Origin of the sequence: Bradyrhizobium sp. B097, assembly GCF_038957035.1 — a bacterium.
Taxonomy (GTDB): Bacteria; Pseudomonadota; Alphaproteobacteria; order Rhizobiales; family Xanthobacteraceae; genus Bradyrhizobium.
The window spans coordinates 4,775,451-4,801,936 of the sequence record NZ_CP152412.1 but is presented as its reverse complement, the minus strand read 5'-3'; the positions used below and the strand labels follow the sequence as shown (position 1 = coordinate 4,801,936).

29 protein-coding genes are annotated in these 26,486 nt (G+C 64.3%); 16 read left to right on the top strand and 13 right to left on the bottom strand.

The genetic code is table 11. From position 1 onward, the window contains the following. Positions 1-87 precede the first annotated feature (87 nt). Entirely contained in the window at positions 88-465 is a 378-nt protein-coding gene (locus AAFG07_RS22645; protein ID WP_342729219.1) for a response regulator, read from the bottom strand. Between the two features lie 373 nt (positions 466-838). On the opposite strand from AAFG07_RS22645, the gene AAFG07_RS22640 reads away from it, so the two are divergent. Beyond that, a complete protein-coding gene (locus AAFG07_RS22640; protein WP_342722105.1) occupies positions 839-1,495 on the top strand; it encodes a protein-L-isoaspartate(D-aspartate) O-methyltransferase in 657 nt (218 codons plus the stop codon). A 109-nt stretch (positions 1,496-1,604) separates the two neighbouring features. Continuing rightward, positions 1,605-2,981, top strand: coding sequence for a LysM peptidoglycan-binding domain-containing M23 family metallopeptidase (locus tag AAFG07_RS22635; RefSeq protein ID WP_342722104.1), 1,377 nt, complete (start codon positions 1,605-1,607; stop codon positions 2,979-2,981). Between the two features lie 74 nt (positions 2,982-3,055). Here AAFG07_RS22635 and AAFG07_RS22630 read toward each other — a convergent pair whose 3' ends face one another. From AAFG07_RS22630 to AAFG07_RS22620, 3 genes are all read right to left on the bottom strand, one after another. After that, positions 3,056-4,681, bottom strand: coding sequence for a porin (locus AAFG07_RS22630; RefSeq protein WP_342722103.1), 1,626 nt, complete (start codon positions 4,679-4,681; stop codon positions 3,056-3,058). A gap of 355 nt (positions 4,682-5,036) precedes the next feature. Beyond that, positions 5,037-5,516 carry a hypothetical protein gene (locus tag AAFG07_RS22625; protein WP_342722102.1) on the bottom strand — a complete coding sequence of 160 codons (480 nt, stop codon included), beginning with the start codon at positions 5,514-5,516 and terminating at the stop codon, positions 5,037-5,039. 65 nt (positions 5,517-5,581) lie between these two features. Then, entirely contained in the window at positions 5,582-6,463 is an 882-nt protein-coding gene (locus AAFG07_RS22620; RefSeq protein ID WP_342722101.1) for an ATP-binding protein, read from the bottom strand. Between the two features lie 292 nt (positions 6,464-6,755). Between AAFG07_RS22620 and yajC the strand changes: the two genes are divergently transcribed. Genes yajC through AAFG07_RS22595 form a run of 5 tightly spaced genes read left to right on the top strand, consistent with a single transcriptional unit; the run spans position 6,756 to position 11,037 of the window. Further along, a complete protein-coding gene (gene yajC / locus AAFG07_RS22615; protein ID WP_212319607.1) occupies positions 6,756-7,112 on the top strand; it encodes a preprotein translocase subunit YajC in 357 nt (118 codons plus the stop codon). A 40-nt stretch (positions 7,113-7,152) separates the two neighbouring features. Continuing rightward, entirely contained in the window at positions 7,153-8,748 is a 1,596-nt protein-coding gene (gene secD, locus AAFG07_RS22610; protein ID WP_342722100.1) for a protein translocase subunit SecD, read from the top strand. 10 nt (positions 8,749-8,758) lie between these two features. Beyond that, positions 8,759-9,787, top strand: a complete 1,029-nt coding sequence (gene secF / locus AAFG07_RS22605) for a protein translocase subunit SecF (RefSeq protein ID WP_342722099.1) — start codon at positions 8,759-8,761, stop codon at positions 9,785-9,787. 6 nt (positions 9,788-9,793) lie between these two features. After that, positions 9,794-10,177 (top strand): MTH938/NDUFAF3 family protein, encoded by a 384-nt coding sequence (locus AAFG07_RS22600; RefSeq protein ID WP_342722098.1) that lies wholly within the window; start codon positions 9,794-9,796, stop codon positions 10,175-10,177. Then, positions 10,174-11,037, top strand: coding sequence for a phytoene/squalene synthase family protein (locus AAFG07_RS22595; protein WP_342722097.1), 864 nt, complete (start codon positions 10,174-10,176; stop codon positions 11,035-11,037). Before AAFG07_RS22600 ends, AAFG07_RS22595 begins: the two co-directional genes overlap by 4 nt. 97 nt (positions 11,038-11,134) lie before the next feature. Here AAFG07_RS22595 and AAFG07_RS22590 read toward each other — a convergent pair whose 3' ends face one another. The 4 genes from AAFG07_RS22590 to AAFG07_RS22575 form a co-directional block, all read right to left on the bottom strand. Beyond that, a complete protein-coding gene (locus AAFG07_RS22590; protein ID WP_342722096.1) occupies positions 11,135-11,356 on the bottom strand; it encodes a hypothetical protein in 222 nt (73 codons plus the stop codon). 212 nt (positions 11,357-11,568) lie between these two features. Then, the gene (locus AAFG07_RS22585) at positions 11,569-12,681 is read right to left on the bottom strand and encodes a serine/threonine protein kinase (protein WP_342722095.1); all 1,113 of its coding nucleotides are present in this window, start codon (positions 12,679-12,681) and stop codon (positions 11,569-11,571) included. 5 nt (positions 12,682-12,686) lie between these two features. Continuing rightward, positions 12,687-14,120, bottom strand: a complete 1,434-nt coding sequence (gene trmFO / locus AAFG07_RS22580; RefSeq protein ID WP_342722094.1) for a methylenetetrahydrofolate--tRNA-(uracil(54)-C(5))-methyltransferase (FADH(2)-oxidizing) TrmFO — start codon at positions 14,118-14,120, stop codon at positions 12,687-12,689. 215 nt (positions 14,121-14,335) lie between these two features. Next, entirely contained in the window at positions 14,336-14,488 is a 153-nt protein-coding gene (locus AAFG07_RS22575; RefSeq protein WP_016846063.1) for a DUF1127 domain-containing protein, read from the bottom strand. Between the two features lie 734 nt (positions 14,489-15,222). Here AAFG07_RS22575 and AAFG07_RS22570 point away from each other — a divergent pair. After that, entirely contained in the window at positions 15,223-15,510 is a 288-nt protein-coding gene (locus AAFG07_RS22570; protein WP_342722093.1) for a hypothetical protein, read from the top strand. Positions 15,511-15,643: 133 nt separating this feature from the next. On the opposite strand, the gene AAFG07_RS22565 is transcribed toward AAFG07_RS22570, so the two are convergent. Next, positions 15,644-16,459, bottom strand: coding sequence for a lytic murein transglycosylase (locus AAFG07_RS22565; RefSeq protein WP_342722092.1), 816 nt, complete (start codon positions 16,457-16,459; stop codon positions 15,644-15,646). Between the two features lie 233 nt (positions 16,460-16,692). Further along, entirely contained in the window at positions 16,693-17,604 is a 912-nt protein-coding gene (locus AAFG07_RS22560; RefSeq protein WP_342722091.1) for a DUF2189 domain-containing protein, read from the bottom strand. Positions 17,605-17,892: 288 nt separating this feature from the next. On the opposite strand from AAFG07_RS22560, the gene AAFG07_RS22555 reads away from it, so the two are divergent. Both AAFG07_RS22555 and AAFG07_RS22550 read left to right on the top strand, forming a co-directional pair. Next, complete coding sequence (locus AAFG07_RS22555) at positions 17,893-18,306, top strand: DUF3597 domain-containing protein (protein WP_092114034.1); 414 nt, start codon at positions 17,893-17,895, stop codon at positions 18,304-18,306. A gap of 150 nt (positions 18,307-18,456) precedes the next feature. Further along, on the top strand, positions 18,457-19,224 hold the full coding sequence (locus AAFG07_RS22550) for a fumarylacetoacetate hydrolase family protein (protein WP_342729217.1): 768 nt from the start codon (positions 18,457-18,459) through the stop codon (positions 19,222-19,224). Between the two features lie 11 nt (positions 19,225-19,235). On the opposite strand, the gene AAFG07_RS22545 is transcribed toward AAFG07_RS22550, so the two are convergent. Further along, on the bottom strand, positions 19,236-19,508 hold the full coding sequence (locus AAFG07_RS22545; RefSeq protein ID WP_342722090.1) for a GNAT family N-acetyltransferase: 273 nt from the start codon (positions 19,506-19,508) through the stop codon (positions 19,236-19,238). 100 nt (positions 19,509-19,608) lie between these two features. Between AAFG07_RS22545 and AAFG07_RS22540 the strand changes: the two genes are divergently transcribed. From AAFG07_RS22540 to AAFG07_RS22525, 4 genes are all read left to right on the top strand, one after another. Next, complete coding sequence (locus AAFG07_RS22540; RefSeq protein WP_342722089.1) at positions 19,609-20,553, top strand: tetratricopeptide repeat protein; 945 nt, start codon at positions 19,609-19,611, stop codon at positions 20,551-20,553. 184 nt (positions 20,554-20,737) lie between these two features. Next, positions 20,738-21,139, top strand: coding sequence for an SPW repeat protein (locus tag AAFG07_RS22535; protein ID WP_342722088.1), 402 nt, complete (start codon positions 20,738-20,740; stop codon positions 21,137-21,139). Positions 21,140-21,379: 240 nt separating this feature from the next. Next, positions 21,380-23,020 (top strand): acyl-CoA synthetase, encoded by a 1,641-nt coding sequence (locus AAFG07_RS22530; RefSeq protein WP_342722087.1) that lies wholly within the window; start codon positions 21,380-21,382, stop codon positions 23,018-23,020. Positions 23,021-23,024: 4 nt separating this feature from the next. Then, complete coding sequence (locus tag AAFG07_RS22525) at positions 23,025-23,900, top strand: DUF296 domain-containing protein (RefSeq protein WP_342722086.1); 876 nt, start codon at positions 23,025-23,027, stop codon at positions 23,898-23,900. 209 nt (positions 23,901-24,109) lie between these two features. On the opposite strand, the gene AAFG07_RS22520 is transcribed toward AAFG07_RS22525, so the two are convergent. Both AAFG07_RS22520 and AAFG07_RS22515 read right to left on the bottom strand, forming a co-directional pair. Next, the gene (locus tag AAFG07_RS22520; protein ID WP_342722085.1) at positions 24,110-24,433 is read right to left on the bottom strand and encodes a hypothetical protein; all 324 of its coding nucleotides are present in this window, start codon (positions 24,431-24,433) and stop codon (positions 24,110-24,112) included. 4 nt (positions 24,434-24,437) lie between these two features. Next, positions 24,438-24,845 carry a PaaI family thioesterase gene (locus AAFG07_RS22515; protein ID WP_342722084.1) on the bottom strand — a complete coding sequence of 136 codons (408 nt, stop codon included), beginning with the start codon at positions 24,843-24,845 and terminating at the stop codon, positions 24,438-24,440. A gap of 177 nt (positions 24,846-25,022) precedes the next feature. Between AAFG07_RS22515 and AAFG07_RS22510 the strand changes: the two genes are divergently transcribed. Both AAFG07_RS22510 and AAFG07_RS22505 read left to right on the top strand, forming a co-directional pair. Continuing rightward, on the top strand, positions 25,023-25,790 hold the full coding sequence (locus tag AAFG07_RS22510) for an AAA family ATPase (protein ID WP_342722083.1): 768 nt from the start codon (positions 25,023-25,025) through the stop codon (positions 25,788-25,790). A 154-nt stretch (positions 25,791-25,944) separates the two neighbouring features. Further along, on the top strand, positions 25,945-26,484 hold the full coding sequence (locus tag AAFG07_RS22505; protein ID WP_342722082.1) for an SRPBCC family protein: 540 nt from the start codon (positions 25,945-25,947) through the stop codon (positions 26,482-26,484). The last annotated feature ends 2 nt before the right edge of the window (positions 26,485-26,486 follow it).

Here is a 26,486-nt window from a genome sequence, read left to right as displayed (position 1 = left end):
GCGCAGCGAAATCCGGGGATCTTTAGAGCATAGAGAGCGGTCCCGGATTGCGCTTCGCTGCATCCGGGCTACGAATGCGGGTGAGACCTAGACCGGCGCGCTCCGCATCGCGCTGGAGATCACCTGCGCCAGCGTTTCCAGCTGGAAGGGCTTTTGCAGCGCCGGACGATCGCGATACTCCGGGGGCAGGCCGGACGAGCCATAGCCGGTTGCGAAGATGAAGGGGCGGTTGCGGGCGTTGATCAGCTCGGCGACCGGGGTGATCACCTTGCCATTGACGTTGACATCGAGGATCGCGAGGTCGAATTCGATCGATTGCGCGAGCTTGACCGCTTCGCCGATCTCGCCGGCCTCGGCCGCGACGCTATGGCCGAGCTCTTCCAGCATATCGGCGACCATCATCCGGATCATGACCTCGTCCTCCACGAGGAAAACTGAACAGCCCGCCGGCCGTATCGCTGTCATGATGGAATCCTTGCCCGTCCCTGAAATAGGCTCGCAAATAACACTATAAGGCGCAATGCAAACGTTTAGGAATTGGTCGGTTTCCAGCGCGCGACGCTGCGTCGCCGGATCGTTCTGACTGTCTCGTTGCGCAGGATTCGTCCAGACTCCGACCGGGTGCAAACCGTACAACCAGAGCCCCGGCGCGCCTGGTGCTGGCCGCGCATCGCTGTCGATTATATGGGAAGCTGCCGTGTTGGCGCCAACACGAAATCGGACTGCTGGTTCCTGACTGGGAACAAATGGTGACGGGAAATTTTTCCTTAACGCGGTATTTCGGATTTCAATGGCATCAAGCCAGGGCAAGATTCCGCGCTGCCGCCTAGAGACGCTGATGAACATGGCCGTGAAGCCCGATCCGACCGAGAAGATGATGTTTCAGCTCACCCTGCGGCGGCGAGGGGTCAGCGATCAGGCGGTGTTGCGCACCATGGAGGAGGTGCCGCGCGAGGTGTTCGTCGATCCGCGCGATCGCAACGAGGCCTACCGCGACAGTGCGCTTGGGATCGCCTGCGGGCAGACCATCAGCCAGCCTTTCGTCGTCGCTTACATGACCGAGCAGCTGCAGTTGCAGAAGGACCACCGCGTGCTTGAGATCGGCACCGGCTCAGGTTACCAGGCGGCCGTGCTGTCCCGGCTGTGCAAGCAGGTTCTGACCATCGAGCGCTACCGGACGCTGGCCGACGGTGCCCGCAAGCGCCTCGAAAAGCTGGGCTATTACAACATCGAGGTGCTGCTCGGCGACGGCTTCGACGTTCCAGCCGGGGCTGGCGATTTCGACCGCATCATCGTCACCGCGGCGATGGAGCAGATCCCCGAGAAGCTGCTGGAGCGGCTGGATCCCGGCGGCGTTCTGATCGCCCCGGTCGGGCCGCATCAGGGTACCCAGACCCTAGTCCGCGTGGTGCGGACGCAGAGCGGCTTCGAGCGCAAGGAATTGGTCGACGTCCGCTTTGTGCCGGCGCTGCCGGGAATTGCCCGCGAATTGTAATTCGGCGATTTGCCGCTTGGCGCCAACGCCTTATTCGCAGGGTTAAGCGGTTATTTACTCGCGAGGTGTTTACTCAAAACAGTCTTTTGTTGCGTACGAGTGAGTAACCATGTCTGGGGTTGTCGAGTTGCTTCGCTCGCGTCGCGTACCGCAGGTTGCGGTGCTGACGCTGATGTCCATGGCTTTTGCCGGTTGCAGCGCCGACATGTCGTCGCGCTTCTCGCAAAACTCCTACTCGCAAAATCCGTTTGCGTTTGATCCGCAGCCGACCGGCACCGTGCAGGCACAGCCGCCGCGCGAGCTGCCGCAATACGCGCGGCCGCGAACGCAGCCGCAATATTCACAGTATCAGTCACAGCCGTTGCCGCCGCCGGTTGCTGCGCCGCAGTCCTACCCGGTCGCCAACGCGGGCGTCTCCGGAGGAGGGCGCGGGCTTTCGTCCTACACGCCGCCGCCTGCACGCCCGCAGATCGAGGCCACCGGCACCGTTCCGCAATCGGTCGCTGCTGCGCACGCCGGACACAGCGGCACCACCATCATCGTCGGCACCAGCGATACGCTCGAAGTGCTGGCACGCCGCTACAACGTCTCGACCGCCGAGATCCTGCGCGCCAATGGCTACAAGGGACCGCGCGCGCTGTCGCCCGGCCAGCAACTGGTCATTCCGCGCCCGATGGCCGCCGCCGCAGCGCCGGCGATGGCAGCGCCGGCGACGCGGCCCGTTGCCGTGGCGGCCGCGCCCGCCGGCGTCCACTTTGTCAATCGCGGCGACACGCTGCACAGCATCGCGCGCCAGCACCACATTCCCGTGGCTGAGCTCGCCCGCGCCAACAATCTCGATCAGTCGGCACGGCTCAGCCTCGGCATGAAGCTGGTGGTGCCGGGCGCCAAGACTGCGATGGCGGCTCCGGCGCCGGTTGCACAAGGCGTTGCTGCCGCACCGGTTGCGGTTGCCCCGGCACCGGCGATGGTGGCCCCGAAGGTCGTCGCCACTGCGCTGCCGCAGCAGAGCGCGCGGCTGGTTCAGCCGACCGCGACCGTCGAACAGCCGGCGGCCGCCGCAGAAGCGCCCGTTGTCACCAAGTCGAGCGAAGCCACCGGCGCATTGCCGACGTTCCGCTGGCCGGTGCGTGGCAAGGTCATCACCGCCTATGGCTCGAAGACCAACGGCAAGGTCAATGACGGCATCAACGTCGCGGTGCCCGAAGGCACTCCGGTCAAGGCGGCCGAGGACGGCGTCGTCGCCTATTCGGGCAATGAGCTGAAGGGCTACGGCAATCTCGTGCTGGTTCGCCACTCCAACGGCTACGTCACCGCCTATGCCCACACGAGCGAAATCCTGGTGAAGCGCGGCGATACCATCAAGCGCGGCCAGGTGATCGCCAAGTCGGGCCAGTCGGGTGAGGCGGGCTCACCGCAGCTCCACTTCGAAATTCGCAAGGGATCGTCTCCGGTCGATCCGCTCCAGTTCCTCAACGGCGCGTAGGTTGCGCGCCGGGACTTCCAAGTCTCACAACAAAGACAGCGGGGGAGGCGTAAGCCTCCCCCGTTTTGTTTGATCTAGAAGTCGAACGTCATGCCAGTTGTGACCGCCGAGGCCTTGTTGCCGGCGACCACGTTGTTGTTGGCGTCGCGGCCGCATATGCCATAGCCATGACCGCTCACGCCGAGGCAGTAATGCGCGCCGGGGCCGTTGCGCAGGTAACTGCCGACAAGATACCAGGTCGCAAACGGGCTGAAGTGGTACTTGACGCCAGCCGCATACTGATCGGCGCTGCTGTCCACCGAGTTGAGCGCAAAGTCGGCCGATCCCGGTGCCGGAGCGACGGTGTAGTTGTTGAATATGCCGGTGCCGGGCGAGCCGGGAGAGGCGTTGGCGTGGGCCCATGACGCGCTGACGTCCCAGGCGCCGACGCTCTGGGTGGCGCTGAGGAAGTAGCCGTCGCGCGACCGCTCGTTGAAGTCGGCCACGGTGTTCTCGCGCCGCATCACCTCGTAGATGCCGTAGAGCTGCAGCTTGCCGATGCCGTCGTCGAGGCGATATCCGGCGCCGATCTTCGCGGCCCATTCGTTGGCGATGCCGACGGACCCCGGCGGAACGATCAGCACGCCGCCGTTGCTCAACGGCGTGACGGCTTCATCGCCGGTGCGGTTGGTGCCCTCATGCAGCTCGTAGGCGGCGACCGCCGTGAACGGCCCCTGATTGTAGGTCAGCGACGCGCTGTAGAGGTTGCCGTACGATCCGTCGGTACAGCCTTCGGGCGCCGAGGTCAGCGGGAAGCCGCTGCCGCTGCCGCGCGCGGACGTGGCGGGGCAGTTGAAGTCGCCGAGCGCGAAATCGCTGTTGTCCTTTGCGGTGTTCTGCCCGGGCGAGATCATCAGCGTGGTCTGGAAGCCGTTCCAGACCGGCGATTCGTACCAGAGGGCATGGGCTGCACGCCAATCGAACTCCGCGCGCAGGTCGCCGCCGGTATTGCCCATGATCGAGTTGTAGTCGCCGAGCGTCGCCGAGAACGGATCGAACTTCGATGTGGCTTTCTTGTAGGGCGTATCCGATTTGCCAGCCTTGATCGCGCCCCACGGCGTTGCCATCCCGATGAAGCTGTCGCGCGTTCCGAGCGCGGCACGCTCGGTCGGCACCGCGGCGACCTCGACGAGGGATTCAAACTGGGCGACGGCGGCCCACCCGGCGAAGCCATACGGTGCGAGATCGTGACGCGCGTGGACGCCGAAAAAGGTGAGGTTGCTTGCCACACCGAACTTGGTGCCCTGATCGAACACGCCGGCGTTGAAGACGTCGCCGGATAGATCGACGTGGCCGTAAAGCGTGACGGTGGTGTTGTCGACGAAGGCGTTGCCGCCCGGCGCCTTGCTGTAGAGCGGCGCGCCTCCGATGCTGACGACGGCGTGCTCCGGGGCGGGGGCCGGGGAGGGGGCGACGCCGGCATGCTGCACCGGGTTGCCCTTTGGCGTTGTGGTTGCCGCAGGGGGCGCGGCGCTGCGGCTTGCGATGTTGTTCACGCGATCCCGGAGCTGTGCATTCTCCTTCGCGAGCTTCGCATTGTTTCGTTCGAGCGCATCCAGACGCGCCATCACGTCGTCGAGCGTTGCTGCCTGCACCGGCTGTTGCGTGAGCGCCAGGCCGATTGCCGCGAGCGCGGTTCCGGCGAGAAGTCCCTTCTTCATCTATCCCCCCTTTGTCAGAGCGCCTCAGCGGTGTGCTGAGGGTCACAAAGTGGAGGAACGTTAATGTATACCACACACCAGATACATGGATGCGGGTGAGCTAAGGCAGATAAACACCCGATGTGACTTAAATGGTACTATGATACTATTGCGCTGCATCAATTTGTCGCATCTTGGATTTTGGAATAAGATTTGACTTACATGTATATGGTTGAATTTCGGGTCAGAAATTCAATCACAAAAGTAGGACAGCAATGCTGACATAGAATATTGCAGTGCGGAAAAGAGGGTTGATTTGGAATAATGGATGCCAGATTCTGCCGAGTTCGAAGCGAATTCGCGTCTGGTCGGAGGCCTAGACCGGCTGCCAGGGGGCTCGCTCGTCTGAGAGACGCTCGACCATGTCGCTCAGGAATTGCGGCGGTCCAAACGCGTGCCAATCCCCGTCCGATTGCAGCAGCAGCGGACGGCGCGCGTCGCGGCTGAAGGCCTCCAGCCACGCGCGCGCCTTGGCTTTCGGATGAGCGCCGATGGCAACCGCAACGTCGACCGGAATTGTGCGCCAGACAAAGCTTGCCGGAAGAAAGATGACATCGGATCTATCCGGACGCATCCAGTCGGGCAGCGGGCTTGTCGGCGTAAGCCAGCCGCAGACGAACTTCCGGCACGGATCGAGCGGACGCTCGTCATAGATCGTGCATTTGCCCGCACTGCTGAACGGGCACGGCTGCCCCGGATGGACGTCATGGCCACGTATCCGGATTTTCAGCCAGCCATCGCAGCACGCGGTGCACTCGCCACATTGTCTCGCAGTCGTGCTGGGTTCGGCCGGCATGCGTCGAGTGTACCCATGCCGCACCGAATCCAGAAGGGCTGTGACTAGCGGTCGTGCGGCTCGCGCTATGTGCCGCTCAGCCGCACGCCGAGCCGGCCGGCGAGTTCCTGCGTGTACTGCCAGGCGACGCGGCCGGAGCGTGATCCGCGGGTGGTCGACCATTCGAGCGCCTCGCGCTCGAGTTCGTCCTCGGCGATCTTGATGCCGAAATGGTCGCAATAGCCCTTCACCATCGCGAGGTACTCGTCCTGGCTGCAGCGGTGGAAGCCGAGCCAGAGACCGAAGCGGTCCGACAGCGACACTTTCTCTTCGACCGCTTCGCCCGGATTGATCGCGGTCGAGCGCTCGTTCTCGATCATCTCGCGCGCCAGGAGATGCCGCCGGTTCGAGGTCGCATAGAGGATGACGTTCTCGGGGCGTCCCTCGATACCGCCTTCCAGCACCGCCTTGAGCGATTTGTAGGAGGCGTCGTTGCCGTCGAAGGAGAGGTCGTCGCAGAACACGATGAAGCGGAAGGAGGAGCTGCGCAGCAGCTCCATCAGGCCGGGCAGGCTCTCGATGTCCTCGCGGTGGATCTCGATCAGCTTCAGCCGGTCGGCCGGCTTGCGGTCAACATTGAGACTGGCATGCGTCGCCTTGACCAGCGACGACTTGCCCATGCCGCGGGCGCCCCACAGCAGCGCATTGTTGGCGGGCAGTCCGTTGGCGAAGCGCTCGGTATTCTCCATCAGGATATCGCGCATCCGGTCGACGCCCTTGAGCAGGCCGATCTCGACGCGGCTGACGCGCGGCACCGGGGCGAGGCGTCCGTCCGGATGCCAGACAAACGCGTCCGCGGCACCGAACGACTCGGCCGGATCGGGGGCCGGGGAGGCGGCCACAAGGCGGCTCGCAATGGTCTCCAGGGCGTTCGCGATCCGCTCGGCAGTGGCGCCGTCGAGCGGCATTACTGGGCGTTTTGTCGCGGCGTTTACGGCACGCTTGGCGGCAGCTTGAGGGACGGTTTTGCGGGCTGTTTTACTGGTAGTTTTCTTGGCTTTTTTCGGCATTTGTCCAGTTCCTGACGGCGCAGCCTTATCGGGCTGGCGGCGGTCCCGCAAGCGCCCTAAATGACGGTCCGTTAACGTTGCAATTGGGACCGCGGCCGCTATAGTCCGCGCGAATTTGTCCGGACCGCCATACCGCCCCGAACCCGAGGGCGCTGCCGGTCCTTTCCCGTCTTATCCGAGGATCGTCTGAATGCTGATTACTCCTGCGTTTGCTCAGGCTGGAGCTGGCACTGATACCAACAGCATGTTGATGTCGCTGCTGCCATTCGCGCTGATCTTCGTCATCATGTACTTCCTGATTCTGCGCCCGCAGCAGCGGAAGGTGCGCGATCATGCGGACCTCGTGAAGAACATCCGCCGCGGCGATACCGTGGTGACCACGGGCGGCCTTGTAGGCAAGGTGACCAAGGTGGTCGACGACGACCAGATCGAGTTCGAGATTTCGGACGGCGTTCGCGTGCGGCAGATGCGCCAGATGATTTCGGGCGTGCGGACCAAGGGTGAGCCGGCGAAGGGCGATGCCAAGGACGAGGCGTCCGCGAGCTGATTGCCGCGGAGCCCTTTGCCGAATCTGACAGGTCAATTCGATGTTGTATTTCACGCGGTGGCGAGCGCTGGGGATTATCCTGACAGCGCTGGTGGTCTGCCTGTGCGCCGTGCCCAATTTCTTCCCCGAAGCGCAGGTCAAGACCTGGCCGGCCTGGGCGCAGCGACGCCTCGTCCTCGGCCTCGATTTGCAGGGCGGCTCGTATCTGCTGCTCGAGGTCGACGCCAATTATGTGAAGAAGGAAAAGCTCGAACAGGTTCGCGACGACACAAGGAAGGCGCTGCGTGATGCCCGGATCGGCTTCACCGGAGGCATCACGATCCGCAACGACGCCGTCGAGGCCCGGATCGCGAAGGAAGCCGATGTTCCGGCGGCGCTGGCGAAACTTCGCGAGATCGCGCAGCCGATCGGCGGCTTGCTCGGCTCCGGCGGCCAGCGCGATGTCGATGTGACGGACGCGGGCGGCGGCTTGATCCGCCTGACCGTGTCGCAGCCCGCGATGATCGAGCGGATGCGCAAGACCATCGAGCAGTCGATCCAGATCGTCGAGCGTCGCGTCAACGAGCTCGGCACCGTCGAGCCCTTGATCCAGCGTCAGGGCACCGACCGCATCCTGGTGCAGGTGCCGGGCCTGCAGGACCCGACCCATCTGAAGGAGCTGCTGGGCAAGACCGCGAAGATGGAATTCCGCATGGTCGACACCACGGCGTCGCCCGATCAGGCCACGGTGCCGGCGGACTCGGAGCGGCTCGTGAGCGCGTCGCCGCCACCGGTTCCTTACATTGTGAAGAAGCAGGTGCTGGTTTCCGGAAGTGAACTCTCCGACGCCCAGCCCGGCTTTGATCAGCGTACCGGCGAGGCGATCGTCAGCTTCAAGTTCAATACCTCGGGCGCGCGCAAATTCGCGCAGGCGACCGCCGACAATGTCGGCCAGCCGTTTGCGATCGTGCTCGACAACAAGGTGATCTCGGCACCCGTGATTCGCGAGCCGATCACCGGCGGACAGGGCCAGATCTCGGGCAGCTTCACGGTGCAGTCGGCCAACGATCTGGCGATCCTGATGCGCGCCGGCGCGCTGCCGGCACCGCTGACCGTGGTCGAGGAGCGCACCGTCGGTCCCGGCCTCGGCCAGGACTCGATCGAGAAGGGCGAGCTTGCGGCCTATGTCGGCTCGGTCCTGGTCATCGTGTTCATGCTGATCACCTACCGGCTGTTCGGGGTGTTCGCCAACATCGCGGTGGCGATCAACGTCGCCATGATCTTCGGGCTGCTGTCGCTGCTCAACGCCACGCTGACCTTGCCCGGCATCGCCGGCATCGTGCTGACGGTCGGCATCGCGGTCGACTCCAACGTGCTGATCTATGAGCGCATCCGCGAGGAATTGCGCGGCGGCCGCAACGCGATCTCGGCGATCGACGCCGGGTTCAAGCGGGCGCTGGCAACCATCCTCGATTCCAACATCACCACCTTCATCGCCGCCGCCGTGCTGTTCTACATCGGCACCGGACCGGTGCGCGGCTTTGCCGTGACGCTCGGCATCGGCATCATCACCACGGTGTTCACCGCCTTTACCTTGACGCGCCTGATCGTCGCGGCATGGGTGCGGTGGAAGCGGCCGCAAACCGTGCCGATCTGAGAGGCCTATTGTGACTCATACCGTTCTGATTGGCCTTGGCATCCTGATCGCCGTGCTGACCGTGGTCGCGGCGCTCGGGCTGATGCCGGCGCTGCGCATCGTGCCCGACGACACGCATTTCGACTTCACGCGCTTTCGCCGCATCAGCTTCCCGATCTCGGCGCTGCTCTCGATCGTCGCGATCACGCTGTTCTTCACCCATGGCCTGAATTTCGGTATCGACTTCAAGGGCGGCACGTTGCTGGAAGTGCGGGCCAAGTCCGGCACCGCCGACATCGCCGCGATGCGCACGACCTTAAACGGCCTTGGTCTCGGCGAGGTGCAGTTGCAGCAGTTCGGAGGTCCGGCCGAAGTCCTGATCCGCGTCGCCGAGCAACCCGGCGGCGATCAGGCGCAACAGGACGCGGTGACGAAGGTTCGCGGCGCGCTCGGCGATTCCGTCGACTACCGCCGCGTCGAAGTGGTGGGACCGCGCGTCTCCGGCGAATTGCTCGCCTACGGCATGCTCGGCCTGATGCTCGCGATCGTCGGCATCCTGATCTATCTCTGGTTCCGGTTCGAGTGGCAGTTCGCGCTCGGCGCCATGATCGCCAACGTCCACGACATCGTGCTGACGATCGGATTCATGTCGATCACCCAGGTCGATTTCGATCTCACCAGCATCGCGGCGCTGCTGACGATTCTCGGCTACTCGCTCAACGACACCGTCGTCATCTACGACCGTATCCGCGAGATGCTGCGGCGCTACAAGAAGATGCCGATGCCGCAGCTGCTCAACGAATCGATCAACTCGACGCTGTCACGCTCGATCATCACCCACGTCACCGTGACCCTGGCGCTGCTTGCGCTGCTGCTGTTCGGCGGCCAGGCGATTCACAGCTTCACCGCCGTGATGATGTTCGGCGTGGTGCTGGTCGGCACCTACACCTCGATCTTCATCGCGGCACCGATCCTGATCTATCTCGGCGTCGGCACCACGAGGCGCGACGCCGCCGACGGTGAATCGGAGAAGAAGCCGAACGCGGCAGCCAAGAAGTAGCCGGTCATGAGCAACTCCTCGGACGCTCCCCATCTTCCGAGGTCGGCGCCGATCGAGGCCTACGGCAAGGGCGGCTTCGCGTTCGCCGATATGTCGCACCGCGGTTCGCTGCTGTGCCTGCCCGATGGGATCTGGGCCTGGCCGGTGACCCGGCCGCAGGAGATCGACGAATACGCGCTGCAGAAGGTATTCGCGGCCGCCAATGCGATCGATACGCTGATCGTCGGCACCGGTACCGAGGTCTGGGTGCCGCCGAAGGTCCTGCGCGAGGCCCTGCGCGCGGTTCGGGTGGTGCTCGACCCGATGCAGACGGGCCCCGCGATCCGCACCTACAACATCATGCTGGGCGAGCGGCGTCGCGTCGCGGCGGCGCTGATCGCGGTGCCATGAGCACGACGGAGGCGCCGACCGACGGCGCGGCGTTCTGCGCCGATCTGGTGCGGACCCATGACTTCGTGCGCTACGCGTCGACCTTGTTCATGCCGGGTCCGGAGCGCCGGGCGCTGCTCGCGATCTACGCCTTCAACATCGAGGTCTCGCGCGTGCATGAGCAGGTCAGCCAGCCGCTGCCCGGCGAGATGCGGCTGCAATGGTGGACCGACATGCTGGCCGGGGCCGGACATGGCGGCGTCGAGGGCAATCCGGTCGCAGCTGAGCTGCTGTATGCGATCCGCAATCACCGCCTGCCGGTCTCGCCGTTCTCGCTCCTGGTCGAGGAGCATCAGTTCGATCTCTACAACGACCCGATGCCGTCGCTGGCCGCCCTCGAGGGCTATCTCGACGCCACCGCGTCGGCGCTGTTCTCGCAGGCGACGCGGGTGGTGGCGCGGCCGTCGGAGGCGATCGATCACCTGGCCCGTCATGCCGGCCTCGCCCAGGGCATGGCGCAGGTCATCGCGGCGCTGGGCCGCGACGCCGCGCGGCAACAGCTGTTCCTGCCGGTGCAGCTGTTGCAACAGCACGGCAGCAGCAAGGAGGAGGTGTTTGCCGGCAAGCCGACGCCGAACATCCGTGCCGCGATCGATCAGCTTGCGGACGAGGCGCAGGGCCATCTCAAGACCGCGTTCGGGCTGCTGGCCGATGTGCCGTCCGGCGTGAGGCCGATCTTCCTGCCGCTCGCGCACGTCAGACGCGAGTTGAACCGGGCGAGGCGGGCCGACTACGATCCGTTCCTGCCGAAGCCGGTGTCGCGCCTGCGCACGCTCTGGACGTTGTGGCGCGCTGCGCGCACCGAAGAGTTCGGTCGCTAGAGCATGATCCGGAAAAGTGCGAAGCGGTTTTCCGAAAAGATCATGCTAAAACAAGAATCTAAAGCGCGATGATGATTCAACGCAATCTCATCGCGCTTTAGCTCTGTTCTTTCGAGATGTGCTTGGTGAAGATCCGGATCGTCGCGCCTTTGACCACCGGGCCGCTGTCAAAGATGTCGGATGCGATCCGTTCGACGGCGTCGCGCAGCGCAACGAACTGGGCCTGGCGAGCGATGCTCGCCGTTCCGCGCGTGCCGGCCAATTCGTCCATTGCAGCGTCGCTGATCTGGCATTCAATTTCCTGGTCGCCGTACATCATGGTGAATCCGAACGCCATCCGCTCGGCATCATATCCCCCGATACGGCCACGGGTCAGTGGCATTAAGCTAGTCCCTTGAGCGCGATACCCCCTCACAAGATTGGCGCGTCGCGCTGCGTTTGTCGAGAGCTGCGCGCCTGGAAGTGTGCAGCGTCGATGCGGAGATCGCGCTCAAGCAAGAACCCAAAGCGCGACGTCGACCAAATCCGATCTCATCGCGCCTGGCCCGCCGGCCGATCCATCTCGGCAACTTCGAAATTGAAGCGATCGCGCAGATTCTTGCGTTGCTCGAGGATGTCCTTGAGGAACTCGCGATCGGCGTCGCTGCGCATCATCGGCTCGATCAGGTCGATCTGGTTCATGGCGACGAGCTGCAGGATTTCGGTGCGCGGCTTGCCGGCCGCATCGCGCGGCAATGCATGCACGATCTGGATGTGTTCGGGCGGCTTGACGCCCTTGGCCGCGGCAAGCTCGTTGCGCAGCGTCTTTTCCAGCGCGGACTGGTCGGCCTCGACGAAGGCATAGAGCCCGACGCCGACGCGCCGGTCGGCAAAGGCGACGATCGCGGTGTCGCGCACGTCAGGATTCCTGCGGATCAAATCGACCAGCACCGGCGCGTCGTTGACCAGCCGCCGGCCGCCGCCCTCGCGGTCGGTGAAATTGAAGATGCCGCGGGTGATCGCCTGATAGACCTTCTTGCCGGTCTTGAGCCAGACGCTGGCGACCGCGGACTTTTTCGCGAGCACCTTGCGCTCCTTCGGCGTCAACGCCTCCGGCGCGTAGCTGCGCTTGTGCTTCAACAGATGCCGCAGATCCTCATAGGCCGCGATGCGGAACAGCCGGCTTCGGCTCTTGAAGCAGGCAGCAAGCTGAAAGTCGGTGAGGTAGGCGCGGCCGTCGCGGCCGACCAGCCAGTTCTGCTCCTTGGCGAGGTCGTTGTGGCAGATGCCGGCACGATGCAGCTTGCGCAACGCGACCTTGGCGGAGCGGAAATAGGCGACGTCGCCATGCGGCTTCGCCAGATGCAGCGCCGCGCCGTCGATGAAGCCGCGCACCAGCGCGCGCCTGCCTGCCCACAACAGCTTGGGGCCGACGTCGAGATCGCGCGCCAGGGTCAGCGCGCGGCGTTCGCGCGAAAACAGATGCAGCGCCACGGCGAACGACCAGAACGGCACCTGATCGAGCCGGCGCAGCACGCCCTCGACCTCGCCGCCATCGCTCCGGAAGCGGCCGCGCTCGACGGTCGAGAATACGTCGCGCTTGAGCAGCACGCCCTGGCTCCATCGTGCCGACAGGGTGGCGTCGTCGTCTTTCGGCAAGCTCATGACTGTCAGGCCGCTGCCGCAACGCGCAGTTGCTCTGCGATCCAGTGGTCGAGGTCGGTGAGTGCCCGCGCGCTGATCGCCTGCTTCTTGGCGACCGTCTTCTCGTTGCCGCGCAGCCGCGAGCCGTCCGGCTTCTTGGTCGGAGCGCTGGCCAGCGGCGGGAACAGACCGAAATTGATGTTCATCGGCTGGAAGGAGCGCGAACCCGCGTCGATCGTCTCGATATGGCCACCGGTGATGTGGCCGAGCAGCGCGCCGAGCGCGGTGGTGGCGGGTGGTGGCGTCAGCGCCGTGCCGCGCATGTCCGCGGCAGCGCAGAGACCCGCGATCAGGCCGACGCTGGCCGACTCGACGTAGCCCTCACAGCCCGTCATCTGGCCGGCGAAACGCAGCCGCGGCTGTGCGCGCAGACGCAGCTGGCTATCGAGCAGCTTCGGTGAATTCAGGAAGGTGTTGCGATGCAGGCCGCCGAGGCGGGCGAACTCCGCGTTCTCAAGGCCCGGGATGGTGCGGAACACGCGCTGCTGCGCGCCATGCTTCAGCTTGGTCTGGAAACCGACGATGTTGTAGAGCGTGCCGAGCTTGTTGTCCTGCCGCAGCTGGACGATCGCATACGCCTTGACCGTCGGATTGTGCGGATTGGTCAATCCGACCGGCTTCATCGGCCCGTGGCGCAGCGTCTCCTGACCGCGCTCGGCCATCACCTCGACCGGCAGGCAGCCGTCGAAATAGGGCGTGTTGGTCTCCCAATCCTTGAAGTCGACCTTCTCGCCGTCGAGCAGCGCCGCGACGAAGGCGTCATATTGCTCCTTGGTCATCGGGCAGTTGATGTAGTCGGCGCCGGTGCCGCCGGGACCGACCTTGTCGTAGCGCGACTGAAACCAGGCCACCGACATGTCGATGGAATCCTTGTGCACGATCGGTGCGATCGCATCGAAGAACGCCAGCGCGTTCTCGTCGGTGAGCTGCCTGATGGCGTCGGCGAGCGGCGCCGAGGTGAGGGGACCGGTGGCGACGATCACGTTGCTCCAGTCGGCCGGTGGCAGGCCCGCGACTTCCTCGCGGTTGATCTCGATCAGCGGATGTTCGTTCAGCGCTTTGGTGACGGCAGCGGAGAAGCCATCGCGGTCGACCGCCAGCGCGCCGCCGGCGGGCACCTGGTTGGCATCGGCCGAGCGCATGATGAGGGAGCCCAGCCGCCGCATCTCGGCGTGCAGCAGCCCGACCGCGTTGTTGGCGGCATCGTCGGAGCGGAAGGAATTCGAGCAGACCAGTTCGGCGCAGCCTTCGGTCCGATGCGCCTCGGTCATTCGGTGCGGGCGCATTTCATGCAGGACGGCACGGACGCCGGAATTGGCAACCTGCCAGGCGGCTTCCGAGCCGGCGAGCCCCGCGCCCACGATGTGCACGGGTTGGGAAGAGGATTGATGCGGTGTCATCGCGCAGCGTTAGCGCGTTTTGATTCCATATGCATCTGAAACCGCAGCAGAGCGTTTTCAAGCGAAGTGGGTACCGGTTCGCGTGAAGAAAACATGTCAAACCTAGGATCAGAGCCCATCCCGTTCCGATGTTGTCGGAACGGGATGGGCTCTGAAAACGAGAACGCCCGCTGTGGAAGCGGGCGTTATCCGTTCATCAGATGGCTTGCGGCCGATTAGCCGTTGTAGGTACCGGCGGCAACGCGCGGAATGTCCGAGCGGTCGAGGCCGATATCGGCCAGTTCGCGATCGCTGAGCTGGGACAGTTCGCTGACATTGCGCTGATAATCCCGGAAAGCCTGGATCATGCGGATGAGCGAGAGCAACATGGTAGTCTCCTAGTAATTCAGATTCAGCTTTTCCAAAGCCTCATCGTTGAAGTGAATATAGATGATATGGTGCAGCGCGGTAGTTCCAATGGTGCGATGCAGCTAGACCCAAAACGCATGGCGGCGGTAAGTTTCGATTAACCGTTTCGCGCTTGCCCAGCGGGTCCATAAACGAAAGTTCCGTCTCCGCATCGAATATCAGAAAAACATTATTGAAATCAATTTGTTGTATGAACTGTGGTGGGCCGGATCACGCTTGATATATGGTAATTTAAGACCGTCCAATCAAGTTTTTCGCGCCCTCGCTCACCGGATCACGTCGATGTGTTCCATGCGTGATTCGCATGCGACAAGATGGCATTGAAATGATTATTAATTCATTATTTGGTGCAGGCGTCCTCTGAATGGACGGAGCGTCAATCAGTCGCATTGACGCGAGAGGTAGTTCGGTCCTCCGCCGTCGTGCGGATCTCCGTCGCGTCCGGCGTGTCGCGCGGAATGTGCTGAGGATTATCGGAAGTGCATTTCGATTGAAGTGAACGTTGGCAGCAAAGCTAATGCGGCGCCGCTTCCTTACCGACATGTAATCGAAACACTATGCAACGCATGCGCGATCCGCGTGCAGCGCTCATCACATTCGTATCGCGCGAAGTTCATTCTGAACGGCGCCGGGAGCAGCGAATAATTGCGCTGCAGATTCCGCAATCACGCAGGGATCTGTCCAAGAACAAGAGATGGATCATCCCATGATTAAAACATTCATCGCCGCAGCCAGCATGGCTGCCGTTGCTTATGCTGTCGCTGCTCCCGCCCAAGCCGCTCATCGTCATCACATGGGCGTCGGCTGCAGCGGCGCCAATCTCGGCAAGACGGAAGCTGCCGTCGAAGCTATGGCTGACAATGAGGTCAAATTCGCGGCGGAGAAGGAAGTCTCGCTCGCGCAGGACGCGATGTTGAACAACAAGTGGGGCGCATGCGGCGCGCACCTCAGCAAGGCCGCCGAAGAGAGCATGGCGAAGTAAGCTTTTGATCATGGCATAAGGGCCGATTGCCTGGGGCAATCGGCCCTTTTTGATTCAGCCCGAACAGGAGCCGCGCTGATCGACGCAGAGCCGACGTGCGGGCTTCTCGCCGCTACGCAACTCCTCCACCGCGCTACGGAGCCTTGGCGAGCTGGGTGGCGAAGTAGCCGATCGTCTTGGCGTACACCTCGCTCTTGTTCCATTGCTGGATGACCGCGAAATTCTCGCTGCCGGGCTCCCAGCCTTTGCCCTTCTTCCAGCCGTAGCTCTTCAGGAAGTTCGCCGTCGACGCCAGCACGTCAGGCACGTTGTGCAAGAGGTCGCGCTTGCCGTTGCCGTCGAAGTCGACCGCGAACTTGATGTAGGACGACGGCATGAACTGGGTCTGGCCGATCTCGCCGGCCCAGGCGCCGCGCATCTCCTGCGGCGCGAGATCACCGCGCTCGACGATGCGCAGCGCATCCATCAATTCGGCCTTGAACATGTCGGAGCGGCGGCAATCATAGGCCAGCGTCGCCAGCGAGCGCATGGTCTGAAACTTGCCGGTGTTGACGCCGAAATCGGTCTCCAGCCCCCAGATCGCGACCAGGATTTCGCCCGGCACCCCGTAGGCCTCCTCGATCCGCGACAGCACCGAGCCGTAGCGCTTCATCATGTCGGAGCCACGATTGAGCCGCGGCGGCACCATACGACCCGAGAATTGCTCGAAGGTCTGGCTGAACACCTGCTGCGAATGGTCGCGCGCCAGGATCGCCTTGTCCTGCGTGACGCCACTCAAACCGGCCTGGATCGCGTTCTGCGAAATGCCCTTCGTCACAGCCTCTTTCTTGAAGTCGTCGAGCCAAGACTCGAACGTGCCCGTGCCGCATTGGGCGGCGAGCCCAGACGCGGTCGAGGTCAACAGCCACGCTCCGATCGCGAGCGTGTGAAAGGAAAAGCGCGAGGTCATAGGCAATTTCACTCCGGAGTCTGCGATGTCATCGATTGGTCGCGAAACCCGGCGGGTATGTTCGCGGCAACAGCGGCCAAAACAAGGCTCGTGACCGAGCCGTTTATCTCAAGCAATGCTGCAAATGCCACGCCAACTTCACACCCATTTGACGATCCGGAACGACAAACCGCCGGCCGAATATAATCGGCCGGCGGTTGCTTTGGCGTTTACGCGTTCGGGGTGACTGGGGCTTAGCCGCGATCGCTGCGCCGCCACGGGAACAGGTTGGCCGGGAAGTCGGCGGCGGGCTTGCGCTCACGCGGCTCGGGGATCACCGGCCGTGCGTTCGGATCCTTGACGATGACCTCGCGATAGAGATGCCAGGTGGCGTGACCGAGCAGGGGGATCACGACGGCAAGCCCGAGGAAGAACGGGATCGTGCCGAGCACCAGCAGCACCGCGACGATCAGGCCCCAGGCCGCCATCGGCACCGGGTTCTGTGCGACGGCGCGCATCGACGTCACCATGGCTTCGCCGGCGCTTGCCTGGCGGTCGAGCATCATGGGGAAGGCGACGACGCTGATGCACAGCGCGACCAGCGCGAACAGAAAGCCGACGCTGCAACCGACCACGATCAGCCACCAGCCTTGCGGGGTGGTCAGCACGCGCTCGGCAAAATCGGGAATGTTAGCCGCGGTCTGATAGCCGAATACCGCAGTGTAGATCGCCTGCGCGGTGGCGATCCAGGTCACGAACAGTGCGAACAGCAACGTTCCGACCCCGAGCATCGCGCCGAATGACGGCGAGCGGAATACCTGCATGGCGTCCCATGCGGATGCCTCACCGCCGTCCTCGCGCCGCCGGCTCATCTCGTAGAGGCCGATCGCGGCGAACGGGCCGAGCAGGGCAAAGCCCGCGGCCAACGGAAACAGCAGGGGCAGCACGGAATAACCGTGCACGGTGCGCGCAAGCACGATGCCGAGCACGGGATAGATCAGACACAGGATGATGGCGTGGCTTGGTACTGCCTTGAAGTCTTCCCAGCCGAGACGCAGCGCTTGATGCAAATCGGACAGGCCGATGGTGCGGATAACTGGCGCAGATGCGGGGCCTTGTCCGCTCTGCGTCATCGATGTGACATTGCCTTGGTATGGAGTGGCCATGGTCGTTGTCTCCCTCTGGGCGGGCGCATTCTACGCCCGGCGCGCGGGCACAAACATACCGCCTCTCGAAGCGATCACGAGCAAGCCAGACGCGAAAGACAAAGCAGGGAACTGGCTGTGTCGCGAACTGTGCAGCGAGGGTACTCCCAAACCGCGGCAAAAGCACTCACGCTTAGGTGAATGTCGCATTGGCAAGGTATTGAGGGAGCGATACACTTGAACTGCGACCTCGGTCAGCCGGTGCATTGCCGCGTGGCCTTCACATCTCAACTCTCTTGGGAGCGAACGATGAGCATTTTCGGAAAAATCATGGGCGCGATCTTCGGCAGTAGCGCCAGCGCCGCGCCCGCCGGCGGAACGGCCACAAGCGCAGCTCCCGCCGGTGGATCCGGTAGCGCATCGCCGTCTCCGGCCGCGGTGCCCGCCGGCGCGGCGCCCGCGCAGTCCGTCGACGTCGCCCCCATCCTCGACAAGGCGGTTGCCGCGAAGGGCGAGAAGCTCGAGTGGCGGACCTCGATCGTCGACCTGATGAAGGCGCTCGACATCGACTCCAGCCTGTCGGCGCGCAAGGAGCTCGCCAAGGAGCTCGGTTACACCGGCGACACCAACGATTCCGCCAGCATGAACATCTGGCTGCACAAGCAGGTGATGACGAAGCTCGCCGCCAATGGCGGCAAGCTGCCCCCGGATATCAAGCACTGACGGGATCATCATCCCGCACACGGCCAGGGCCCGCGCCAGCGCGGGCCCTTTTTTGTGGACCGGCGAGCATCTATAGATCGGCGGACAAGAAGGAGAACGCCCATGAAAACTCCCACGAAAACTCCGACGACTGAGCTCGATCGCCGGACGATGCTTGCGACCGGCGCCCTCGCACTGGCCGGCGCCGCCGCGCAATCTGTGCCGGCCCACGCCGAGGCCGCGCCGAAGGTGATGTTTGCGGTCCCGGCCGTGACGATCCCGATCGTCGGCGCCACCGAGGTGTTCCAGGTCCGCCGCATCTACTGCATCGGCCGCAACTACGCCGCGCATGCAATCGAGCGCGGCTCCGATCCGACGCGCGAGCCGCCGTTCTTCTTCCAGAAGCCGACGGATGCGATCCAGAATGTCGCGATCGGCACGGTCGCCGATCATCCCTATCCGTCGCTGACCAAGAACTATCACCATGAGGTCGAGCTGGTCGCCGCGCTGAAGTCCGGCGGTGCCAACATCCCCGCCGACAAGGCGCTCGATCACGTCTATGGCTACGCGCTCGGCCTCGACATGACGCGGCGCGATTTGCAGAACGGCATGGCCGCGGAGAAGAAGCCGTGGGAGATCGGCAAGAGCTTTGACCACGCCGCGGTACTCGGGCCGATCCATCCGGCTGATAAGACCGGCCATTTCACGCAAGGCGCGATCTCGCTCGCGGTCAACGGCACGGTGCGGCAGAGCTCGGATCTGAAGAACATGATCTGGAGCGTCGCCGAGCAGATCGCAAAACTGTCCGAGGCCTTCGAGCTGAAGGCCGGCGACATCATCTATTCCGGAACGCCGGAGAATGTCGGCCCGGTCGTCAAGGGCGACGTGCTGCTCTGCAAGCTCGAGGGCCTGCCCGACATGTCGATCAAGATCGTCTGACGAACGCGGCGCTAATCCGCAAGATCCGCGTATTCCGGATGCTTGTCGAGGTAGTCCACCACGAAGCTGCAGCCGGCGATCACCTTGTGGCCGTCGGCGCGGATCAGCTCCAGCGCGCCCTTGACCAGCTGCGATGCGATGCCGCGGCCGCGCAGGGCGCGCGGTGTCTCGGTATGGGTGATGATGACGGCCGGGGGCGTCTGCCGGTAATTCGCAAAGGCGAGGCCCCCCTCGGTGTCGAGTTCGAAGCGCCTCTCGGCCTTGTTGTCGCGGACGGCAGCCATCGCAAAATCCCGGTTGATTCACTGGCCTTGATCTAAGCCCGTGAACCCGCCGGTGCAAAGCCGCGACCAACCCGCAAATTGACATTTGTGGATTGACGATATGCGCATTTTGGCCTGTCTCACCGCCGCATTGCTCGGCGCCGCGTTGACGCTGCCAAATCCTCCGCAAGCCGCCGCCGGCGACGATCCGAACTGGCAGACCTGCATCGGCGCCACGACGGCCCCAGGCGACCGCGTAACCGCCTGCACGGCGGTGATCGACGGCAAGACCCAGACCGGCAGGCGGCTGGCCGGGGCCTATTGCAACCGCGGCCACGGACTGACCGAAAAGCGCGACCTCGACGCCGCGCTCGCCGACCTCAACGAGGCGATCAAGCTCGATCCCGCCTTTGCCTGCGCCTACACCAATCGCGGCCGCGTCTACGCCTTCAAGCAGGACCTCGATCATGCAATTGCCGACTACGACGAGGCGATCCGGATCGATCCGGCGTTTGCGATGGCCTACAACAATCGCGGCGATGCCTGGCTCAACAAGGGCGATCTCGACCGCGCGCTGGCTGATCTCAACCTCGCCATCAAGTACAATCCAGAGCTCTCCACGGCCTATGGCAATCGCGGCTTCGTCTACTACCGCAAGCGCGATGCGGCGCATGCAATTGCCGACTTCACCACCGAGATCAGGCTCGAGCCCAACGTGCTAGCCTATCTCAACCGCGGCAATGTCTATCGCGAGACCGAGCAGCTCGATCGTGCCGCTGCCGATTACGGCGAGGCGGCGAAGATCGCGCCGACCGATGCGCGCGGCTGGCGCAACCGCGGCATGATCCGGCTCTTCCAGGGTGACAACAAGGGCGGGCTCGCCGATTACGACAAGGCGCTGCAATACGATCCCGCCGACGTCTATTCCTGGAATAACCGCGGCCAGGCCAAGCTGCGGCTCGGCGACAAGAAGGGCGCGGCGGCCGATTTCGGCAAGGCGCTCGAGCTGCAGCCCGATCTGAAGTCCGCCAAGGAGGCGCTGGCGCGGCTCGGTGGGGTCCGCTGACGCGCGGCGCCCGCAGCCGTCGATCCTGCCGCATCGCACATACGCCGATCGGGCCTTGCGGGCCGATGCAATTCGATTAGGCTTGTTGCCAGACATACGCCCCCGGATGCGGCCCAATGGTCGTCTGGTACCGAGTGGTGAGGCCGGCCGCTGACGTATGCCCCTTGTCGCAAGGAGGTTCGTCATGTCGGACAATCGTTTCTTCGGCACACACCGCCCCTGGGAGGACTGGCTCGGCATGCTGCTCGGCGTGCTGATCATGGTCTCGCCCTGGTTTCCGATCCAGGTCAGCGACGTCGTCGATGTCGAGCGCAGCCACCTGGTACTCAACAGCTTCGTGGTCGGCATGTTGGTGCTGGGCCTCGCCCAGCTCGAATATGTCGCGCTGCATCGCTGGGAGGAGGTGGCGAGCATCGTGCTCGGCCTCTGGCTGGTCGCGTCGCCGAACATCTTCGGCTATTCGGAAGACCAGACGCTGCAGCTCTGGCACATCCTGCTCGGCGGGCTGGTCGCCATGATCGGCGCCTTGCAGCTTTGGCAGGACTGGAACCTGAGCGAGCAGGACCTGGCCAAGCATCCGCAATAGCGGTCTCGGGCCAAGTATTGTCAGGCCAGGTATTGTCGGGCCAGGCATTGTCGGGTTGGCGGCCGCCGGCGCGGTATCATCGCGCTGCGTTCGGCGGGCCTTGCCGAGGCGAGCGGCTTGGCGATAAACCGGGTGGCACCAATCCCTTGCGGCGCTTGAAGACGCCCGGTTCTGACCGAGGAAACACCCGATGACCGTCCTGATCATGCCCTGTCTGTTGTGCGTATCGGCGGGGCGGCGATGAGCGGGACCGAGGCGACCGCGCCGCGCGGCGGGATCGCGCGGGTGTCGCGTCGGGTGATGAACCTTGCCTACATCCTGACCCAGAACGCTCGCCGCCACGGCGATCGTCCCGGCTTCATCTGGAACGAGAAGGCCTGGTCCTGGCGCCATATCGACCAGAACGTCTCGGCGCTGGCGGCGGCGCTGGCCGCGCGCGGCATCGGCAAAGGCGACCGCATCCTGGTGCATTCCAAGAACTGCGACGAGATGTTCTGGTCGATGTTCGCGGCCTTCCGGCTCGGCGCGGTCTGGGTGCCGACCAATTTCCGCCTGATGCCGGACGAGGTCGCCTATCTGGCGGCGGCCTCCGGCGCCAAGGCGTTTCTGTGCCACGCCGACTTCCCCGACCATGCCAAGGCGGCCGCCAATCCCGCGCTCGAATTCGTCTGGCGGATCGGCGAGGAGGGCACGTTCGGCGAGGCCACCGTCGGCGACGTCATCGCCAAGCATGCCGGCGCCTCGGTCGAGAACACATCGGTCGAGTATGACGATCCCTGCTGGTTCTTCTTCACCTCCGGCACCACCGGGCGCTCCAAGGCCGCGGTCTTGACCCACGGCCAGATGGCTTTCGTGATCACGAACCATCTCGCCGACCTGATGCCTGGCACCACCGAAGACGACGCCTCGCTGGTGGTGGCGCCGCTGTCGCATGGCGCCGGCGTGCACCAGCTGGTGCAGACCGCGCGCGGCGTGCCGACCATCCTGCTGCCGTCGGAGAAATTCGACATCGCCGAGGCGTTCCGCCTGATCGCCAGGTATCGCGTCAGCAACATGTTCACGGTGCCGACCATCCTGAAGATGATGGTCGAGCACCCCGCCGCCGAGCAGCACGACCATTCCTCGCTGCGCTACATCATCTATGCCGGCGCGCCGATGTATCGCGAGGACCAGAAGGCGGCGCTGCACAAGCTCGGCGGTGTGCTGGTGCAGTACTTCGGCCTCGGCGAGGTCACCGGCAACATCACCGTGCTGCCGCCCGGCCTGCACGATCCCGAGGACGGACCGCATGCGCGGATCGGCACCTGCGGCTTTGAGCGCACCGGGATGCAGGTCTCGATCCAGAGCGACGACGGGCGCGAGCTGAAGGCGCACGAGACCGGCGAGATCTGCGTGATTGGCCCCGGCGTGTTCGCCGGCTACTACGACAACCCCGAGGCCAATGCGAAGGCGTTCCGTGACGGCTGGTTTCGTACCGGCGACCTCGGCCACATGGACGAGGAGGGTTTTGTCTACATCACCGGCCGCGCCTCCGACATGTACATCTCCGGCGGCTCCAACATCTATCCGCGCGAGATCGAGGAGAAGCTCTTGACCCATCCCGCGGTCGGCGAGGTCGCCGTGCTCGGCGTGCCCGATCCGTTCTGGGGCGAGGTCGGTGTCGCCGTCTGCGTCGCGCGCGAGGGCACCGAGGCGGTCGCGGAGGCGGAGCTAGCGGCGTACCTTGCGCCGAAGGTGCCGCGCTACAAGATGCCGAAGCGCTTCTTCTTCTGGGAGGCGCTGCCGAAGTCCGGCTACGGCAAGGTGCCGAAGCGGCTGATCCGCGACGAGCTCGAGGCGCGCGGGCTGCTCGAGGTGATCGCCAAATCGACGGGCGCGTGAGGCGATGCGCAGCATCGCCCAGCCCGGTGCTCCCATACCCGAGCGCATCCAATGGGTCACCGCGCGCGGCCGCGCATTTTCATTCATGCTGGAGGCCGGCATTCCCTTGCTCGAAGCTGTGCGCCGCGGCTTTGCGGCAGAGGGATTTTCCGGCGGCGTGCTGAGCGCCACGGGCGGCGCGCTCGGGCCGTTCGCCTATGTGATGCCGGCGCTGTCGAAGGACGGCGTCAACGCCGCGTTCTACAGCGACACGTTCCGTCCCGACGGCGTGACACGGCTCAAGCTCGCGGCGCTGACCTTCGGCGAACGCGACGGCGCACCGTTCTTCCATTGCCACGGGTTGTGGACCGAGGCCGACGGCCGCTTCAACGGCGGACACATGCTGCCGGACGAGACCATCGTCGCCGAGCCGTTCGAGGTCAGCGCGTTCGGGATTGATGGCGCGACGTTTGTGGCCGAGCCCGACAGCGAGACCAATTTCAAGCTCTTTGGCCCGGTCGAAAGCGCGCCGGCGGGTGCGAAGGCCACGAGCCATGCCTTCGCGTTGCGGCTGCGCCCGAACCAGGATTTTGCCTGTGCGTTGGAAGACTTCTGCCGCCAGCACGGCATCCTGCGCGCGCGGCTGCATGGCGGCGTCGGCTCGACCATCGGCGCGGTGCTCAGCGATGGCCACAGCGTGGTGCCGTTCGCGACCGAGCTCGCGGTGACCGCGGGGCAGATCGCGCCTGACGCCAATCGTCGAGTGCGCGCCAGTCTCGACGTCGCGCTGGTCGACTATCTCGGCGGCATCGCCGAGGGACGCCTGGTGCGCGGCGACAATCCCGTGCTGATGACGATGGAGCTGGTGCTGGAAGTGCTGGAGGAGGCGGAGCGGCCGTAGGGGCGGGCTCGCAGTCTCTCTGAGCGTCGTCCCTGCGAAAGCAGGGACCCATACTCCGCGGCGGGTGTTGCTGAATGGACTCGTCGTTCGAGCGTTGCGTATCAATCGACATCGGTGGTTATGGGTCCCGGCCTTCGCCGGGACGACACCGAATATGCTGCGCGGTCAGTGGGGCACACATCCGCATCCTCGCGACAGGTAAGGGCCGCTCACCGCCGCTTGCGGACATGGATGTTGATGTCGAGGTCGATCGCGCTGACGCAGGTCTGCTCGGTGCGGTGCGAACCGCCCTCGTGCCAGCGGCCCTTGCGCAAGCTGATCGCGCTGACTTGGGCAAGGCGCAGGCAGCGCCATTCCGGCAGCTTGCCCGAACTTTCGCCGGCGAACTGCCAGGCCAGCACGACCTCTTCACCGCTCTTGTTGTAGCCGATGATATGCGGGCAGAGCTCGCGCGGCCGATCGTCATAGCTGCAGACCACTTGCTGCTCGGTGAGGATCGCCTCGCGGAAAAGCATGTAGCTGCGACTTGGCATCCGCTCATTCGTCGAAGACACGGAAGACCGCCGCAGCCGTCACCAGCAGCCTGTCGCCGGCGAAGGCCTCAGCATCGACGAAGGCGAAGGTCCGCGTCACCTTTTTCACGGTCGTGCGGCCGATGATCCATGGACCCGGTGCGGCGCCGCCGACGAAGCGGGTGTCCAGCGAAACGGTCGCGCATTTGCGTTTCGTTGCCATGAACACGGCACTGCCAAGGGCGGTATCGAGAAAGCCGAGGATCGCCCCGCCATGAATATAGCCGTAGGGATTGCCGTGCCGGTCGTCGCTCTGAAACCCCCATTCAGGCGCGGCGTCGCCGGTCTCGCGACAGTAGTAGGGACCATTGTGGTCGATGAACCCTGGGCGGCTCGGCAGGAGCTTGAACCCTTCCGGAGGCGAGATTGTCATTTCGGGAATCCCAACAAGGCTTGCTGATTCCGCGTCGTATGCGCGGGACGTTGAACCTAGCATTGTACGCCGACGTGCGCGCCAGCCTGGTCCGCTCGTTCTTGTTGTGTTCTTGACGGATTCGCCTCGATCTGGGATCGTGGCTGGCGCCGCCGCGGCGTGCCGGAAGCAGGACGAATGGCCAGAGGACGACATCGCCCGATCAACATGCCGGCGCCGTATCTGAGGCGGGTCTGGCTCGATCCTGGGCGCATTCCCAATCGCGATGCATATCCTTTCGTGCTGCCGCTGCTGCGCGACGAATTCGAACTCAGCTTCGACAAGGCGATCACCATCATTGTCGGCGAGAACGGCACCGGCAAGTCGACGCTGCTGGAAGGCATCGCCGTGATGGCGGGCTATGACGACGCCGGCGGCGGCAAGGGCTATCGCGCGGTCGACCATGGTCGTGCGCTGGAGAAAATGGGCGGTTCGCTGGCGTCAGCGCTGCGCGCGAGCTGGTTGCCCAAGGTCACCAATGGCTGGTTCTTCCGCGCCGAAAGCTTCTTCTCGGTTGCACGATATCTGGACGAGGCAGCGCAGGACGTCGGCGCGTTGCCGCCGGACTTCCTGTCGCATTCCCACGGCGAGGGCTTTCTGCGCTTCTTCGAGGAGCGCTGCCGGCGGCAGGGCATCTTCATCTTCGACGAGCCGGAATCCGCGCTGTCGCCGGCGCGCCAGATCGAATTCCTCAAGCTGCTGCACCGGATGAACGGCACCGGCCACTGCCAGGTGATCATGGCGACGCATGCGCCGGTCCTGATGGCCTATCCCGACGCGACGCTGCTGCGGCTGAGCAAATACGGGCTCGAGCCGGTCAACCTGCAGGAGACCGACCACTACCGGCTGATGCGCGAGTTCTGCGACGACCCCAAGGGGTTCGTCGAGGCGGCGATCGAGGAGTGACGCCGATCCCGGCGGGCTTGCCTCCCGGGGAAGCCGCCAGCGGCGACTTCGCTCTGGTGCAAGAAGCGGGTCCCCGATCCGGTCTAAACCCGAGCCATAGACTGCGGCATGCGCCAGGCGGCGCATGACCAACAGACATCGGGAGAGACCAGGGATGAGATTGACGATCGCGAAGGCTGGCGTGGTGGTGGCGGCATTGGCCGTATTTGGGGCCGCCTGGGCCCATGGGCCGACCCGCCAGAAGGTGCGGGAATCCATCGAGATCGATGCGCCACAGGCCAAGGTGTGGGCGGTGATCGGCAATTTCCAGGACATGAGCTGGCTTGCCGGTGTCGCCAAGACCGAGGGCGAGAAGGGCAACGAGATCGGCGCCACGCGGCGGTTGACACTGGCGCCCGGCATTACCATCGACGAGGAGCTCTACAAATACGAGCCCGAGATGATGAGCTATTCGTACCGCATCACGGCGGTCGACGTGAAGGTGCTGCCGGTCACCAATTACTCCTCGACGCTGTCGGTGTCGCCGGCGCCTGGCGGCAAGGCGAAGCTGGAATGGGCCGGCGCCTTCTATCGCGGCTTTCCGAACAACGATCCGCCGCCGGAGCTGAACGACGAGGCCGCGGTGAAAGCAGTGAGCGAGCTCTACCGAGGCGGGCTAGCGGCGCTGAAGAAGAAGATCGAGAGCGGAAGCTGAGC

Bases quoted from the DNA above. Each gene is read 5' to 3' on its own strand.
- AAFG07_RS22625 (WP_342722102.1), bottom strand. From the start codon at position 5,516: ATGCCGGCCGAACCCAGCACGACTGCGAGACAATGTGGCGAGTGCACC.
- AAFG07_RS22520 (WP_342722085.1), bottom strand. From the start codon at position 24,433: ATGCCAAGTCGCAGCTACATGCTTTTCCGCGAGGCGATCCTCACCGAG.
- AAFG07_RS22535 (WP_342722088.1), top strand. From the start codon at position 20,738: ATGTCGGACAATCGTTTCTTCGGCACACACCGCCCCTGGGAGGACTGG.
- AAFG07_RS22515 (WP_342722084.1), bottom strand. From the start codon at position 24,845: ATGACAATCTCGCCTCCGGAAGGGTTCAAGCTCCTGCCGAGCCGCCCA.
- trmFO (WP_342722094.1), bottom strand. From the start codon at position 14,120: ATGACACCGCATCAATCCTCTTCCCAACCCGTGCACATCGTGGGCGCG.
- AAFG07_RS22570 (WP_342722093.1), top strand. From the start codon at position 15,223: ATGGATCATCCCATGATTAAAACATTCATCGCCGCAGCCAGCATGGCT.
- AAFG07_RS22550 (WP_342729217.1), top strand. From the start codon at position 18,457: ATGCTTGCGACCGGCGCCCTCGCACTGGCCGGCGCCGCCGCGCAATCT.
- secD (WP_342722100.1), top strand. From the start codon at position 7,153: ATGTTGTATTTCACGCGGTGGCGAGCGCTGGGGATTATCCTGACAGCG.
- AAFG07_RS22585 (WP_342722095.1), bottom strand. From the start codon at position 12,681: ATGAGCTTGCCGAAAGACGACGACGCCACCCTGTCGGCACGATGGAGC.
- AAFG07_RS22635 (WP_342722104.1), top strand. From the start codon at position 1,605: ATGTCTGGGGTTGTCGAGTTGCTTCGCTCGCGTCGCGTACCGCAGGTT.
- AAFG07_RS22530 (WP_342722087.1), top strand. From the start codon at position 21,380: ATGAGCGGGACCGAGGCGACCGCGCCGCGCGGCGGGATCGCGCGGGTG.
- AAFG07_RS22555 (WP_092114034.1), top strand. From the start codon at position 17,893: ATGAGCATTTTCGGAAAAATCATGGGCGCGATCTTCGGCAGTAGCGCC.
- AAFG07_RS22565 (WP_342722092.1), bottom strand. From the start codon at position 16,459: ATGACCTCGCGCTTTTCCTTTCACACGCTCGCGATCGGAGCGTGGCTG.
- AAFG07_RS22540 (WP_342722089.1), top strand. From the start codon at position 19,609: ATGCGCATTTTGGCCTGTCTCACCGCCGCATTGCTCGGCGCCGCGTTG.
- AAFG07_RS22645 (WP_342729219.1), bottom strand. From the start codon at position 465: ATGACAGCGATACGGCCGGCGGGCTGTTCAGTTTTCCTCGTGGAGGAC.
- AAFG07_RS22560 (WP_342722091.1), bottom strand. From the start codon at position 17,604: ATGGCCACTCCATACCAAGGCAATGTCACATCGATGACGCAGAGCGGA.
- AAFG07_RS22595 (WP_342722097.1), top strand. From the start codon at position 10,174: ATGAGCACGACGGAGGCGCCGACCGACGGCGCGGCGTTCTGCGCCGAT.
- AAFG07_RS22600 (WP_342722098.1), top strand. From the start codon at position 9,794: ATGAGCAACTCCTCGGACGCTCCCCATCTTCCGAGGTCGGCGCCGATC.
- AAFG07_RS22590 (WP_342722096.1), bottom strand. From the start codon at position 11,356: ATGATGTACGGCGACCAGGAAATTGAATGCCAGATCAGCGACGCTGCA.
- AAFG07_RS22620 (WP_342722101.1), bottom strand. From the start codon at position 6,463: ATGCCGCTCGACGGCGCCACTGCCGAGCGGATCGCGAACGCCCTGGAG.
- AAFG07_RS22545 (WP_342722090.1), bottom strand. From the start codon at position 19,508: ATGGCTGCCGTCCGCGACAACAAGGCCGAGAGGCGCTTCGAACTCGAC.
- AAFG07_RS22640 (WP_342722105.1), top strand. From the start codon at position 839: ATGAACATGGCCGTGAAGCCCGATCCGACCGAGAAGATGATGTTTCAG.
- AAFG07_RS22510 (WP_342722083.1), top strand. From the start codon at position 25,023: ATGGCCAGAGGACGACATCGCCCGATCAACATGCCGGCGCCGTATCTG.
- yajC (WP_212319607.1), top strand. From the start codon at position 6,756: ATGCTGATTACTCCTGCGTTTGCTCAGGCTGGAGCTGGCACTGATACC.
- AAFG07_RS22525 (WP_342722086.1), top strand. From the start codon at position 23,025: ATGCGCAGCATCGCCCAGCCCGGTGCTCCCATACCCGAGCGCATCCAA.
- AAFG07_RS22630 (WP_342722103.1), bottom strand. From the start codon at position 4,681: ATGAAGAAGGGACTTCTCGCCGGAACCGCGCTCGCGGCAATCGGCCTG.
- AAFG07_RS22575 (WP_016846063.1), bottom strand. From the start codon at position 14,488: ATGTTGCTCTCGCTCATCCGCATGATCCAGGCTTTCCGGGATTATCAG.
- AAFG07_RS22505 (WP_342722082.1), top strand. From the start codon at position 25,945: ATGAGATTGACGATCGCGAAGGCTGGCGTGGTGGTGGCGGCATTGGCC.